General features: G+C 33.1%; 15 protein-coding genes and 1 pseudogene. 10 read left to right on the top strand and 6 right to left on the bottom strand.

All coding sequences use genetic code 11. From position 1 onward, the window contains the following. Positions 1 to 115: 115 nt before the first annotated feature. Entirely contained in the window at positions 116 to 382 is a 267-nt protein-coding gene (locus ACQKOF_RS09295) for a hypothetical protein (RefSeq protein ID WP_427108198.1), read from the bottom strand. Positions 383 to 954: 572 nt separating this feature from the next. Continuing rightward, positions 955 to 1,233, bottom strand: coding sequence for a hypothetical protein (locus ACQKOF_RS09290; protein WP_427555800.1), 279 nt, complete (start codon positions 1,231 to 1,233; stop codon positions 955 to 957). A 288-nt stretch (positions 1,234 to 1,521) separates the two neighbouring features. On the opposite strand from ACQKOF_RS09290, the gene ACQKOF_RS09285 reads away from it, so the two are divergent. Together ACQKOF_RS09285 and ACQKOF_RS09280 are read left to right on the top strand one after the other, a co-directional pair. Further along, positions 1,522 to 2,657, top strand: a protein-coding gene (locus ACQKOF_RS09285) for an IS3 family transposase (protein WP_427555799.1) whose coding sequence is annotated in 2 segments (ribosomal slippage) — positions 1,522 to 1,747 and positions 1,747 to 2,657 — 1,137 coding nt in all. Because the reading frame shifts where the segments join, the coding sequence is not laid out codon by codon here. A 535-nt stretch (positions 2,658 to 3,192) separates the two neighbouring features. Then, on the top strand, positions 3,193 to 3,408 hold the full coding sequence (locus ACQKOF_RS09280; protein WP_427555796.1) for a hypothetical protein: 216 nt from the start codon (positions 3,193 to 3,195) through the stop codon (positions 3,406 to 3,408). Positions 3,409 to 4,318: 910 nt separating this feature from the next. Here ACQKOF_RS09280 and ACQKOF_RS09275 read toward each other — a convergent pair. After that, positions 4,319 to 5,050: an HAD-IIB family hydrolase gene (locus tag ACQKOF_RS09275; RefSeq protein WP_427555793.1), complete on the bottom strand. Its 732-nt coding sequence runs from the start codon at positions 5,048 to 5,050 to the stop codon at positions 4,319 to 4,321. A gap of 87 nt (positions 5,051 to 5,137) precedes the next feature. Between ACQKOF_RS09275 and ACQKOF_RS09270 the strand changes: the two genes are divergently transcribed. The 3 genes from ACQKOF_RS09270 (at position 5,138) to ACQKOF_RS09260 (ending at position 7,832) form a co-directional block, all read left to right on the top strand. Beyond that, positions 5,138 to 5,800 (top strand): Crp/Fnr family transcriptional regulator, encoded by a 663-nt coding sequence (locus tag ACQKOF_RS09270; protein WP_427555790.1) that lies wholly within the window; start codon positions 5,138 to 5,140, stop codon positions 5,798 to 5,800. A 347-nt stretch (positions 5,801 to 6,147) separates the two neighbouring features. Continuing rightward, positions 6,148 to 6,582, top strand: coding sequence for a MarR family winged helix-turn-helix transcriptional regulator (locus ACQKOF_RS09265; RefSeq protein WP_402932016.1), 435 nt, complete (start codon positions 6,148 to 6,150; stop codon positions 6,580 to 6,582). A gap of 53 nt (positions 6,583 to 6,635) precedes the next feature. Beyond that, positions 6,636 to 7,832, top strand: a complete 1,197-nt coding sequence (locus ACQKOF_RS09260; RefSeq protein ID WP_427555788.1) for a serine hydrolase domain-containing protein — start codon at positions 6,636 to 6,638, stop codon at positions 7,830 to 7,832. 1,052 nt (positions 7,833 to 8,884) lie between these two features. On the opposite strand, the gene ACQKOF_RS09255 is transcribed toward ACQKOF_RS09260, so the two are convergent. After that, positions 8,885 to 9,355 (bottom strand): DinB family protein, encoded by a 471-nt coding sequence (locus ACQKOF_RS09255; RefSeq protein ID WP_427555785.1) that lies wholly within the window; start codon positions 9,353 to 9,355, stop codon positions 8,885 to 8,887. Positions 9,356 to 9,576: 221 nt separating this feature from the next. Here ACQKOF_RS09255 and ACQKOF_RS09250 point away from each other — a divergent pair. Then, positions 9,577 to 10,023 (top strand): annotated as a pseudogene (locus ACQKOF_RS09250) (tyrosine-type recombinase/integrase); the annotation flags it as partial. Between the two features lie 87 nt (positions 10,024 to 10,110). Here the strand turns inward: ACQKOF_RS09250 and ACQKOF_RS09245 are convergent. Continuing rightward, positions 10,111 to 10,563, bottom strand: a complete 453-nt coding sequence (locus ACQKOF_RS09245) for a GNAT family N-acetyltransferase (RefSeq protein ID WP_427555782.1) — start codon at positions 10,561 to 10,563, stop codon at positions 10,111 to 10,113. Positions 10,564 to 11,517: 954 nt separating this feature from the next. Between ACQKOF_RS09245 and ACQKOF_RS09240 the strand changes: the two genes are divergently transcribed. The 3 genes from ACQKOF_RS09240 to ACQKOF_RS09230 all read left to right on the top strand — a co-directional run bounded on the left by ACQKOF_RS09240 (position 11,518) and on the right by ACQKOF_RS09230 (position 12,501). Beyond that, positions 11,518 to 11,649: a YjcZ family sporulation protein gene (locus ACQKOF_RS09240; RefSeq protein WP_427556114.1), complete on the top strand. Its 132-nt coding sequence runs from the start codon at positions 11,518 to 11,520 to the stop codon at positions 11,647 to 11,649. Positions 11,650 to 11,949: 300 nt separating this feature from the next. Beyond that, entirely contained in the window at positions 11,950 to 12,063 is a 114-nt protein-coding gene (locus ACQKOF_RS09235) for a YjcZ family sporulation protein (protein ID WP_370079063.1), read from the top strand. Between the two features lie 318 nt (positions 12,064 to 12,381). Continuing rightward, on the top strand, positions 12,382 to 12,501 hold the full coding sequence (locus ACQKOF_RS09230; protein WP_370041794.1) for a YjcZ family sporulation protein: 120 nt from the start codon (positions 12,382 to 12,384) through the stop codon (positions 12,499 to 12,501). Positions 12,502 to 12,812: 311 nt separating this feature from the next. Here the strand turns inward: ACQKOF_RS09230 and ACQKOF_RS09225 are convergent, their stop codons facing one another. After that, on the bottom strand, positions 12,813 to 13,157 hold the full coding sequence (locus ACQKOF_RS09225) for a hypothetical protein (protein ID WP_427555780.1): 345 nt from the start codon (positions 13,155 to 13,157) through the stop codon (positions 12,813 to 12,815). Positions 13,158 to 13,936: 779 nt separating this feature from the next. On the opposite strand from ACQKOF_RS09225, the gene ACQKOF_RS09220 reads away from it, so the two are divergent. Continuing rightward, the coding region (locus ACQKOF_RS09220; protein WP_427555777.1) for a spore coat protein at positions 13,937 to 14,192 on the top strand (256 nt) is incomplete at its 3' end.

The following is a 14,192-nucleotide window of genomic DNA, read 5'->3' as shown; positions in this document are numbered from 1 at the left end:
GATGACGACACTTGAAATGAGTGTTGTCACACGTTAAATAAAAAAATACATAATGAATGTTTTGCTTTATGCATAATAAAAAGCCACACCTATTTGATATGACTTGAACTATATTTTATTCAGATGCTGATGTCTCGATTGTTTCACCGTTATTACAAATAAGACACTTAGCTTTAAATTCTATACTCGTTGAGAGCTTCTGCAACATATTTAATTCATTAGCCAACTTTTCTATTTCAACCAATCCTTCACTTTGCAATTTAGTAGTGACCATCTCAAGTTGTTTTAATTTCTGTTGAATTAATTCTATATTATCCCTATATTTCCCTAAAATATTTTCAGTATCCAATATCTCACCTTGATTATTTATGTTTTTTAGCATTTGGTTGACTCTTCCTCTCTATCTTAAAGTCATCTTTACAGTGTGGTTTTTGACACACGAGATATTGATAAACGTCTTAGAACATGAAACCATATCCTAAATTTTAATTAGGACTATTATAAATTTATTTAACTTATTTAACAAATTTATTTGTTATTTTTATTCATAATATAATAATAAGCCACACCTTGTTAGATGTGACTTTAGTGGTAATAATATTTAAATCAATCGTATATTCCTAATCTGCTTTCTTCCATCATCATCTCTGCACGCCATTCAGCTTCATCTTGCATTCTTTCCTCTACGGTGTATTCAAATCTAGAGCTATCAATAAGATCGTTTATATCCTCTATATGCTCTTCAAAGAAAACTGTTGATGATTATAATCAATTCTTTATTTTCGCTATTAAGACATCTGTTTCTTCTTCAGTAAATACGATTTCATAATGCATTAACTGATTCCTAATTTTTATTAAATCCAATATGATGTACGTTAGATACTATAATTAATTTTGAAAAGCTTAGGAAATATTACTAAGCCTTTATTCATAGCAATTGTTCATTTGTATACATTATTGTTGTGATGAACTACCAGTTGATCGATTAATGGCTGTATTTTGTAATGATTGATTCATTTGTTGTGAGGGTTGGTTTGTTTGTTGTTGAGGTTGCTTAGATTGTTGTGAAGATTGGTTCATCTGTTGTAAAAGCTGAGACATTTGCTGCAATGGCTGTGCCATTTGTTGTATTGGCTGCATCATTTGTTGAGCATTCTGGAGATTTAATTTATTCGAAATATTTTTTGTGAACTGTTGAAGAGTACCATTTTGCATTCCTCTAGCTACACTCAAAATAACAGCTCCAATTACACCCCATGTAAGAAATCTCACTAATAAAAACATCTTTCCTTAAATACAGTATTTAAAACATATTTAGTATTGGAAAATTAGGCTAATACTACACTGAACATTTTTTGGGTTATGTTCGGATACTCTTAACAATTGTAGAAAGACACTAGAACATTATCCCTACATAAAGAGTAGTTACTCCATATATTCAAAATGTGGATGTATTATAGATAAGTGGACATACCTCGGTTAAATCAATAGAATTGAACATAAGAGAGGACGTGTCCGACCATGAGTCAAAAAAAGTACAATAAAGAATTTAAACAAACAGTAGTCGAACTTTATCGTTCGGGTACACCGGTCAATCAACTAGCTAGCGAATATGGTGTGTCAGAAGTCACAATTTATAAATGGATTAAACTCCATTCTCCAATTGAAGGAACTGGGGAGTTAACTGCAGCTGAAGTAGCTGCTATCCAGAAGGAAAACCTTCGCTTAAAACAAGAGGTAGATATCCTAAAAAAGGCTATGACCATATTCGCGCAAAAATAGAAGACCAAGAACTGATCGACCACATTACAAAAGAAAGCGAGCATCAACCCGTTCAATTGATGTGTCGCATTTTAAAAATGCCTAAAAGTACGTATTATCAATCATTTCACAAAAAGCCGAACAGCTATCATGTCGCCAATGAAAAGCTACTCGCTCGTATTCGCGTTATTCATAAGGAAAGTGACGGCCGTTATGGTGCACCGAAAATATTTCAAATCCTTAAACAAGAGGGCTATACAGGCAGTATTGATCGCGTTCAACGAATTATGAGAAAAGCAGGCATTCGTTCAAACATTACAAAAAAGTACCGTCCGACGCCAACGCAGAAACCAGTTGAAGAGCGTGAAAACGTGTTGGGACAAGACTTTACAACCGAAAACATCAATGAAAAATGGGTGGCAGATATTACGTATATCCACACAGTAAATGATGGCTGGTGTTATTTGGCGTCGGTATTAGATTGTCATACAAAGAAAATTGTTGGATATAAATTTGGTCGTAAAATGACGGTTGACCTAGTCTTAGAAGCACTTGATAACGCAGTAGCCGCGCAAAATCCAGCGCCAGGACTCATTATACACACGGATTTAGGTTCTCAATATACAAGTGAAGCTTTTGGCGAGCGCTTACAGAAATACGAAATGATCCCATCATTCAGTCGAAAAGGTTGCCCATATGACAATGCGTGCATCGAATCATTTCACGCAACACTCAAAAAAGAAGAAGTATACCGAACGCGCTACAGCCACTATGAAACCGCACGTGTAGCTTTATTTAAGTACATCGAAGGCTGGTACAATCGCAAGCGAATCCATGGTAGCATTGGTTATTTCACACCTGATGCATATGAGATAATGTGCCGAGCAGCAGCGTAAAAAGGGGACAAAGAAATCTACCCCTCCACATTTTCGGGCGCAACCTCCATGCATTTTCCGCTCTACATCCCGAGTAGGCGGTCAAAGGCTCTTTTCACTTTGACGGTCTACTCGGGATGTGGAACACTCCAAAAATGGACGTTGCGACACAAAAAATTAACTTGAGTGTGTCTACAATCTTGACGTAGATCCAATGAGACAATTATATTTCCTCCTTACGTATAATTAAATTTGATATAAACTTACTTAAACTGTAAGAACCTTCAACCGCTTGCTCTTGACTAAACTAGATCCACAGAGCATTTATAGCGGCTACTCCTACCATTCCAACAAGTAATAAATCAGTACTGAACTCTTCAAAAGTTGTCTTCTGCTATACAATTGAGGAAATTAAAGCAGCTTTTGAGGAAGTAATTAATACAGATAAACAACCCAGAACAGATAGCAAAACAGATAACTAATTGCATTTTTTGTCTTTTTTATCTGTATATCTAATGTTAAATACACCCAAATGATATTACGAGGAGGTTATATAATGAAGAAAATATTTTATATAGGAGTATTGTCTATATTAATACTAACTGCATGTAGTGAGGATGAAGCTGCATCTAAAGAAGAAGCTCCAGCTAGTGAGCAAAAAGAAGCTAAAGAAAAAACTGTAAATGCTTATACTGAAGAAATTTCTGAGAAGAATCCTATCGATGAAGCAGCTAAGGAGCTTCATACAAAATATAGACCGTATGATGAATAAACTGAATAAACACAAAGCTCAGGTACTCACCTTGATATGCTCCTTATTAGGTAGACAGATTAGAAAATAAAATCTGTTTATCTAATTGGGAGCATATGAGACGAGCGCCACAGTTTTTTTATTACATTTATAATTGTAAAATCCCTAAATGCTTCTGTTTATGAAGCGTATAATACAAGTGTCATCAGTAAATTTCATCTTTCGCAACTTTTTCAACCTCAAAACATAAAATTTTTTCAGGGCAACTATTGGTCACTTCCGAATTAGGAAATGACCTTTTTTTATTTCATTGTAATGTTTTCAATTCAAATTACATATAATTATTTCGGGATAGCAACCTCTTGCATTGCCCCAAACTGTTATCGCACGTGCTATCCCTTTAACATCTTCATAATGTTTAGAAAAAATAAACTGTAAAACCTCACCGTTACGGTTCTTAAAATTCAATTTTCTAGGTCATCCACTATACAAAACCTGTTATAACAACATATTTATAGTAATGTTAAGCAAATTAGCTTAGCTCCGCACTGCACCTTAAAAATTTATTTGCTTCGGTCACTGTCCCTAGTGACCTTTGAATTAATTAAATCTCAAAATACCCCGTATTTTTCCAATCCTTTAATTTGCTATTTTGCCATTTCTCTAAAACAAAAAATATCTTCTTGAATACATAAAAACCAATGCTATTTTCATAAATTTTTCTTTCATTAGAATACCTCAAAAAGGCTTAGGAATATTTCCAAAGCCCTTCAATATTTCTATTATTAGTAACGCTGATTCTAAAATGTATAAAAATGGTAAAATATTTATTAATCCACATCATCACACGCAGTAGCTTATTATTTTTCTTAAATCTTTACATTCTAAATAGGAATCAGAAAATATTTCTTTACCTAAAGGCATATTTGTATTATTTTAAATCATATTTACTCATTAGTTCACGAATCTTCTTCGCTACATCTACTCGTTCAATAATTTCATTCGCATAACTTTTCACATCATTACTCCCCACGCATACACTATGCACAGCGTGTTCAAACAAACATTTGTCGTTGCTATCGTTCCCAAAAGCAATAAACTGTTGAATGTTCAACATATGAAGTCCACTTACTTTATTAATACCTAGAGGGCTAATGTCGATAGCGTCCTCAGTTTTGTACTGTGTAACTATGACTGAGATTGATTGAAGCTCTTTTAACACTCCCTCATTTGCTTGGAATAAAACTAATTTACAGACTGGTAGTAATTGTTTCAACGGAATATTTGTTGAATTATTTTTATTGATATTGCGATAAATAGGATGCGTAATATCACCTGTATAGGAGTAATCCCACTGACCATCTGCTAAATATTTCAACTGATGTCGATGAATAAGTGTTATGAGTTTATCTAGAAGTTGTTGTTCAAAATGTTTCACTTGAATTCGTCCATTATCATATGTAAATGTACCATTTCCACCAACCAATAGACCTTCATGAAAACTCTTTGGTATGACAGGTACTAAGTCACGAATCGGTCTAGCTGAGGCAAAAATCACTTGATGCCCTGCTAACTTTAATTCTTGAAGTGCTTCAATAATTTCTCTATCAATACTTTTACCATCAAAACAAAGTGTTCCATCTAAATCGAATACAAAGTTCATTTGAATAATCCCTACCTCTTTATAATTTATCTAAAACTATATTAAAATTAATAATATTAATACAGGACAGATGTCTCGGAGGAAAAAATGAATCAAAGTCTATTTCAATCTATTTATCACTATACTTTTACACAAGAACTAACTTCGTCCCTTCTTGTATGTTCTTTTCAACCTAATGAATACATTCTAAAAGCGGGAGACAAGATAGATGGCATTTATTTTTTACTTTCAGGAAGGTATATGGTGTCTAGTTTAGAAGTGACTGGAAAAGAGTTACTATTAAGGTATTGCCAACAACCCGCGATTATGGGCGATATTGAAATATTTACAGATTGTTTAATTGTATCAAACTGTATCGCAGTAGAACCATGTGAAGTTTTAATTATTCCATTAGAAGTGTACGAAGCTCATTTAAAAATTGATAGTAAATTCAATCAATTATTATTGAAAGAGTTAGCATATAAGCTCCTAACTTGCACAATTTCATCTAGAGTAAATGCGCTTTCATCAGTAAATGTACGTTTAGCAGCTTATTTATGTAGTGTTGAATCCCCAACACATGTAAATCAATACATAAAAACAAATTCTTTAGATGACGTTGCCTCATTAATTGGTACTACAAAAAGACATTTAAATCGTATCCTAAAGGACTGGACAGAAAAAGGTATTATCAGTCGAGAAGATAATGAGATACAAATTTTGCATTGGGATAAGATAAAAGGAATTTCTGAAAATGTACGCTTTGAATAAACATTAAAACTTCATAAACCAAATTCTGAGCGTTCTTATAAATATCTTTTATTTCTTTTCCTTTAATCCGCTCCATTAAAATACAACTTTCATTCTTGGTCACTTCGATGTAGAAGTGATCATTTTCATGTTTTCGTTTACAAAATTGATTACAGCCAGCGATTTGTACCACCAACGACATACTTTGTACCAATGAGTGACAAGATATTTACCACTGAATGACAGACCTTTTACCTCCTGTTTAATTAGTGAACATACCTAATGTTATGACATTTTTTATATAAGATTGACGTTTGACAAATCAATTGTTAATATATTAGACATCTAACACATTAGTAGGTGATTTTTTGTCCTTATATGAACAGGTTAAGCGCATTAATGAAGCAGAATATACGATAAACCGTTTGATATATAAACATTATAAGCAATATTTAAATAGCGGCATTACAACACAACAAGCGGTTGTATTAGATATTGTGTATTTAGCAAAACGTATTACGGTGGGTGAAATTGCGATTGAAATGAATATTAGCTCTAGCGCAGTTAGCCAATTAATAGCGAAGTTGGAAAAGAATAAATATATCAAACGAGAAATTAATCTACAAAATCGCCGTGAAGTATTTATAACGTTAGCTGAAAACGGATTGGAGTATTTTTCGAAGCAAGATTATGTAGAACAGCAAATTGCAGATAAAATTTACAGCAAAATTTCATCAAATGAGTTAAACGAATTAGAACGCATTGTTGAAAAATTAAGGGAGATCGCAATGAAGGAATTATAAAATTTCTTCATGTCTAATATGTTAGGTATCTAATTTATTCAGGAGGTTAACAAGTGGAGGGTTTACTTAAAAATATCTCGTTTAATGGTGCAATGTATTATGAAAAACATGAACAAATCAAGCAGTATTATCATGGTTATCAGGATATCTCAGAGCAACATCTTATTACTGAAAATACACAATTTAATCTTGCGTCGTTAAGTAAAATGTATACAGCAGTAATGACATTTCAACTAATTGAAAAAGGACTGCTACAGTTAGATGATAAAATTACAAATTGGTTTAACGCACCTCATTTTACAAATGTGACAGTTGCACACTTACTTACACACACATCTGGTATTCCAGAGTATATTGCAGGAGATTTTACAAAAAGTGTTGAAACATTTGTCGAGACGGCACTGCCACAACATATGCCGAATGCGCATTGGTTCTATAGCAATACGAATTATGTTTTACTTGCAAAAATTATTGAAGAAGTGAGTAGCTTATCGTATGAAATATATTTACAACAATATATTGCAAGACCATTAAATCTCACTAGTACAACAACACAGCCTACAAAACAATACGAAGCGCAAAATCATACGTATGATTACGAGGAGCAACGATATAAAAAGGTAAATAATGACCCATATTTTTGCAAAATTGAAAAATATAATAATATATTTGGTGACGGTGGTATTTATGCAACGGTGGCAGAGGTAGCAAAGTTTTTAAAAGCATTTTTGCAAGGACGGTATATTAGCAAAGAGATTGTGCAATCCATGTTAACACCAATAGAAGTCGCTGAGCATTATAGTTATGGTTTTATCGTACAAGATGACTGGGTTGGTCATACAGGTGGATGGATCGGTTGTTCAGCACAAGCTTTTATTAATACTTCCACAAAGGATATGATTGTATTAGCAACGAATCAAGAAGTGTTTCCGCAATATGAACAAGAAATTGTGAATTACTTAATGGGAATACAATATTCTGTAGAAGCACCAAAACATGTAGAAATATTATCGCTTACTAATAAGGATGATATTACAGGTCAATATGAATTAGCAGATGAACTTAGCACAAGATTTACGATCATAAAGGATAGACAATTTATGATTTCATTTGAACATCAGTTGTCTGTGCCACTTTATAAAATAGATGAGTCGTATTATTGGGTACACAATACGATGAGTTATGTAGATGTTGAGAATCAATTATTTATCGATGAAGGTGTTGAAGTACCTTATCATAAAGTCAATTAATATAGTCATAAAAGTCGTACTTGTAATAAAGAGCATTTAATAGAGCTACGGCAAATAAAAGAAACTATTTTGAAAAATTGATCAAAATGGTTCTTTACATAAATGCAGATTATGTCGATATTTTTGTTCAAACCATATTTTATGCCAAAAATAGGAGGTGTTTTTTTATGATCCATTATCGAAAAATATTGGAATTACATGATAAAGGGATCAGTTTAACTTCCCTGTCAAATGTTTATATACCTTTATCCAGGTTAAAGGTATAGTTTATATCCTTTTTACTCATATTGCTATCCCTCTATTACATAAATAATTAGCCACCACCCTATATTTTTCCAATTTGTAGAGTATGATGATGCTGGGCTTCTTTTAATGTATAGGTAAAATTAATTTGCACAAATTAATTTTGAGTGTATCGCACGCACTTAACTCGGTTGTGGCGTTAGTTGACCGTCACAGCCTCCCTCATTAAGGTCACTTCACTCAGTGACCTTTTTTAAAGGTTGGGTTAGTGCCACCGCCATTACATGCAGATTATCTAGAAAAGTAAAAATGATTTACCTGACAAACCGTCTCCCCAGTATTACACTGGGGATTTTTTGTTTCCTTTTTAACTTCAAAATTATTGTCGAAACCTTCTCCTACAACTCAAAAAAGGTTCTTTTGATACATGTCTTGGGTGTACCGAACGCCAACAAAGGAATCTTTTTGACTACATAAAACCAATACTATTATTCATAAAATTTCTTTTATTTAAAACCTCAAAAAAGCTTAGGAACAACTCCTAAGCCTTTCTATTATTGAGTAACGCTTGATTAGAAATCAGATTTTTTAAATAGCTAATTTAAACAAACTCTATTCTGAAAAATATAAATCAAAATGTAATTTAACCTTTTTTATTTAGTATTAGATTTTAATAAAGTTTGATTATTTTTGTACTCCTTTTTTCACTAAAGCTACCCGTTAGCCATCTATGTAGCGCAAAAACCAGCGCTACACCACAGAGAATGAAAGATTATTTCGTTCTTTCATGGGAGTTCAATAGTAAAGTTCTATTCAAACAATGGAACTTTTGGGTCTATCCCATAACAATGAACAAGCATAGAGTGTAATTGCCCTCTGTGATGATAAACGTGAGCTAAAATCTCTAACAACCATTCATATCGTGAGTACGTAACACCCCAATAAGAAGTAATTTCCTCTTGAAGTTCGACTTCTGTAAAATTCATAAATTTATCTTCTAAAAATTGATGATTTTTTATCAATGCTTCTTTCATCTCATTTGGATTCTTATATGAAACACTTGAATAAAATTTATTCATCTTGTCTTGGGATGCCCCGTCCGAAATAAGCGAATCAGCTTCACAAATAATAGAAATATGTTCTAACAGCTCTCCTATGGAATGCTTATTAGGGGTAGGTCTTTTTTGCAAGTCATGTTCTGCTAACTTTTCTATCACCTCAACAATTGTCGTTACAGCGACTTTAATTTGATGTAATGCACTCTTACAATATATATTCATCTTATCCTCCTTTACTTCAATCCTCTATTCAACTAACCTGCACCGTTCGTATTATAAGGTCAGCCAGATATTTCTGGTTGACCATTTTTTATATAGTTTTATTATAGCAGTAGCCAGGGTAGAACGTATCTGCTCGTGGAGCTTGACCCCGTCAACTAAACCGTTCGCCCCCTACTTGCAGAAACATGATTGAGGCTGGTTGGGACTTAGATCTCGTATAATTGTTTTCAACAGGATGTAGAATTGGAGAAGTTGTTTCACTAGAGAAGAATAGTATTAATTGGTCAGAACGCTCTGCAATCGTTAGAGGTAAAGGAGATAAAGAAAGAGAGGTTTACTTTAATGTCCGCTGTGATATTTGGTTTAAACGATACATTGACAGTCGCCAAGATAGAGATCCAGCTATTTTTGTTACTGAAAGAAATCCACATCGTATGAGTATTGCGCAAATGAGGTATATCATTAAACGAATATCTAGTCGTGCTGGAATTAATAAAGATATACATCCCCATCAATTAAGACATAGTTACGCTACACATCTATTAAACAATAGCGCACCCATTGAAGTAATTCAAAGCTTAATGGGGCATGAAAAAAGTGAAACTACTCGGATTTATGCACAACTAAGCGGAAAGCTTAGGAAGGAATTTTATCAGAAGTACTTTTAGTTATTTAAAACAGAGAAACACCATAATAAATGTTTCTCTGTTCAATTAATGCCCCTGTTAGTTGAACAATATTCCCCCTTTTTTAACCTATAAATCTTGAGATAAACGAACCATATCCCTGCACTGAATACCGTTCTCAAAAATTTCTTCTGGGTAATGCTTAACAAAAAAGTCCATATCAACACCAATTATTCTAAAACCGCATTTTTGATAAAGAGCCAATTGCCCTATGCTCGAATTTCCAGTTCCAATTTCTATAGTTTTGTATCCTTTTGTCTTAACTACCTTAATTGCATCCATTACCAACTGTTTCCCTATACCTCTACCGTGTTGCTCCTCTAGGACTGCAACATTCACCAGCTCCACTGTTTCTGGTCTTGTTGGAAGTAATACATAAACTCCAATAATTTGCTGTTCGATTTCAGCTACAAAACATTCGCCTCTATTGACATATTCCTCAATAATCTCTCTTGAAGGGTCAGCCAATAGCAACAATTCCATTGGAAGTTTTTCATCTTTATTAAGTTTCCTAATATCCATTTAAATCTCCTTTTTTAACCTCTGATTTCTTTGATAATATATCATTGTTTCTTAAACTAATCTGCACCGTTAGCCATCCATGAAGCACAAAAATCAGCACTTCACCACAGAAAATGAAAGATGATTAAGTTCTTTCATGGGAGTTTAAGTACATTTCTTCACAATCTTTAAAGTAATATTAACATAAATATCCAATAAGAAATCCACTAACCCCTAAGAATCTAATGGATTTTAGGAATGGCTTTATATTTCACTTATAACCAAACTTTGTAACCCTATTGGTTACTTTGAAACTCTTCCAAGTGTTGTTGTTTAGTTACCATATTACAAATAGACAAAAATCTTCTGCTGTGGACTATTAGGTAGTCTCCTACCTGTTGAGTTACATATATGTCTGTCAACACTCGGTGTAACGAACGCCTACAAAAGAATCTCACATTTAACCTATTTACGTTTTATATCTTGATAATAGAAAGTGTTTCCATTGTATTTGAAGTACAAATTGCACTTATTTTTACCTTTTTAAATGAACGTTATTAATTTTTTGCACGCTTCTTTACTCATTGTTCAACCCACTACAATAAATACTTTGTAATATCTATTTGTTTATTTACATACAATGGATTCGGGATAGCAAACTCTCACCTCGCCCATCGTTTTTTATACATTGCTGTCCCATAATGCATAATAAAAAGTCATACCCTTTTGGATATGACTATAATTAGCGTCTTACTATACATAAGTAACCATCTTCTCATATTAATAAAGTAAGCTACTTGTCTTGTTACTAAGTGCCACTTTACAGAAGTATTTTTTTTAATCTTATATTCCATTACCTAAATTCAAAATTCTAATTCTAAAAGTTGTTTTGTAGGATACATACCTCCTCACTTTCTATAACTATACATATTATAGACATAGAAAGGAGGTATACACATGGGATACTTCGGAAATATGGGTAATTACAACAACAATTGTTGTTACGAAGGTTATAACGGCGGTGGCTATGGTGGCGGTTCCTCATTCGTCCTAATTGTTGTTCTATTCATTCTTTTAATTATTGTCGGCGCTACTTTCTTGTATTAATCTCAAAACCTCTTTTGTTCACAACATAGGAATAAATAATAGGATAAAGTTAATTAGCCATACACCTCCTTATTTTTTTAGGGTCACTTTTACCAGAGTGATCCTTTTCATTTTAACCTTCCTGATATTGATTAGAAATCAGGTGAAAGTCTATCAGTCTGTTCTTCGTTGTATTCTCAATGTCATAACATTTTTTTCAATTTATAAGACTTTATTTTTGTAAAATAGATAAATATCGCAATTCCTTTTGACAACTATTCATATTATAGGTTATAGATTATAGAAAGGAGGGAAATTATTATGTCTCAGGAATTTGGTGGGTATGGTGGTTGGGGTGGCGGTTCAGCATTTGCGCTACTTATTGTTCTATTCATTCTTCTGATTATTATCGGCGCTACGTTCATGCGTTATTAATACCCAATACTGCCTCTGATGCTCATAATTATTAGGGTACTCCTACACCTTCAAATCTTTACTAAGGGTCACTATCCTCCGTGTGACCCTTTTAAATATTTTTCCTCTTTCAATGTCATGCTCAACCATTATAGGCATAATAAAAAGCCATACCCGATTGGATATGACTTAGCTAACATCTATTATTTTTTCTTGATAGTGTATACCTATTTTTAACATATTTATTTTTATACATTTTTCTAACTCATCCTAAGATAAATATCGCAATCCCTTTTGAAAACTATACATATTATAGATTATAGAAAGGAGGGATATTTTATGGAATACTGCGGAGAATTTCGCGAAGAGCGTCGCGAACGAAACCCATTCGCTTTAGTCGTTGTTCTATTCATTCTTCTGATTATTGTCGGCGCTACTTTCATGCATAGAGGTTATTAATACCCAATATCACCTAAAATGCTCATAACTATTGTAAGGTAATACTAATTTAACCTTACACCACCAAATCTTTACTAAGGGTCACTATCCTCCGGGTGATCCTTTTAAATTTTCCTCTTTCAATTTCAACTCAACCTCCTAAAGCATAATAAAAAGCCACACCTTGTTAGATGTGACTCTGTAGTGTTGACGTTTCCTCAAACGTCTATTTAGTTGGAAGACTAATGAGTTGATGTAAAGCAAGTTCACTTACTCTACATATACACTATATAATATTTAAAAAACATAAAAAAGGACATGTTTTTGACATTTCATAACTGAATACGCAATCCATCTATGCCGAAAATTAACACAGAAAGTGCGTGTACTGCTTCTTTTAAATCTCTTCTTACCGTCCGTTCATTAACCACATGCAACTCTGCTATATCAGCATATGTCTTTTTGTCATCGTAAATATAAAAGTGCATCAATGTATCATACTTACGAATCCCTTCTTTCCCTTGTTGTTTGCAGTCATTTTTATAGAACTCTAGCATTTTATCAATAAAGTTTATCATATTCATTGTTCGCACACTGCTACGGGTAAGTGATTCAATAGATAAATATTCGCCACCAATTTCAACAAATGGATCTTCTTCTGTTTCCACTTTATTCATTTCTTTTAATTCTTCACAACGCGCTTTAAAACTATGATAATTTCTTAGCAGTAATCGAGTATTGAATAGCCGTCTATCCGCTCTTTTAGTTTGTTCTCTTGTTGCAATTCATTAAATTTAGTAATTGCTATCTCTGCTATTTGTTCTAACTCGATACTATTCATTAGTACACCCCGCTTCAAATTTCTTTGTACCTGGATTATTCAATATTGTTCAAATTCTTTTAAATCTGTATATTTCACAATATGACCACAAGGATTTTCCCAAATGTGAACAGAATAGAATTCTTCATCTTCACAAAATTGTCTAAGCTTAGGATTACCCATTTTTTTCACCACAAATAGGGCATTTCCATTCAACATTGATGGTTTTAGTGCCCTGTAACCATCCTTGTCTTTTACTGCACAAAATCCTCATATTGTTCATTAGTTTACTGTAGTGGGTGACGATGCTACGGCTTTTTTTATTTTTAAATTTATTTCACAGGCAATTCACTATACAAACAAAGCTATCACGACATATTAATAGTAGTGTAAAGCTAATTTAGCCTTACACCTCCGAATCTTGTTACTAAGGGTCACTTCTATCCCAAGTGACCCTCTTATAGTTACTTTACTCAAAAGTACCCTATAGGATAGACTTCGGTCTAGAAACAGAATGGCTAATTATAAGTATTGAAAAAATAATATTTACTATATCTTCACTCCACCTTCCTTTTTGTCCAAACAACTGTATTCGATATGAATACAATATTCTATAGAATAGGAGGTGAATATAAAATGGCATCATTTGTAATTGGAGCGAGAAGTCTTTTCAATTTTCGAAACGAACGCTTTTTCCTATTAGTTGAAGATGAAATTACGATTCCAGCTCAAGGTGTGGAGATTGATCCAGTTAATATCTATGAGATTGACCAACAAACTTTCAATTTTATCAGAGCTGAAGGAGATACACCTGTGATTGTACCTGTATTTAAACTTCCAACTGTACCACCTGGATTTAAATTAGAACGAAAATGTATTTTTTCAGTAGATA

It is taken from the genome of Lysinibacillus sp. NPDC093190 (assembly GCF_050280425.1).
Lineage (GTDB): Bacteria > Bacillota > Bacilli > Bacillales_A > Planococcaceae > Lysinibacillus.
The sequence above is the reverse complement of the archived record's forward strand: the minus strand, read 5'-3'. Positions and strand labels throughout refer to the sequence as shown.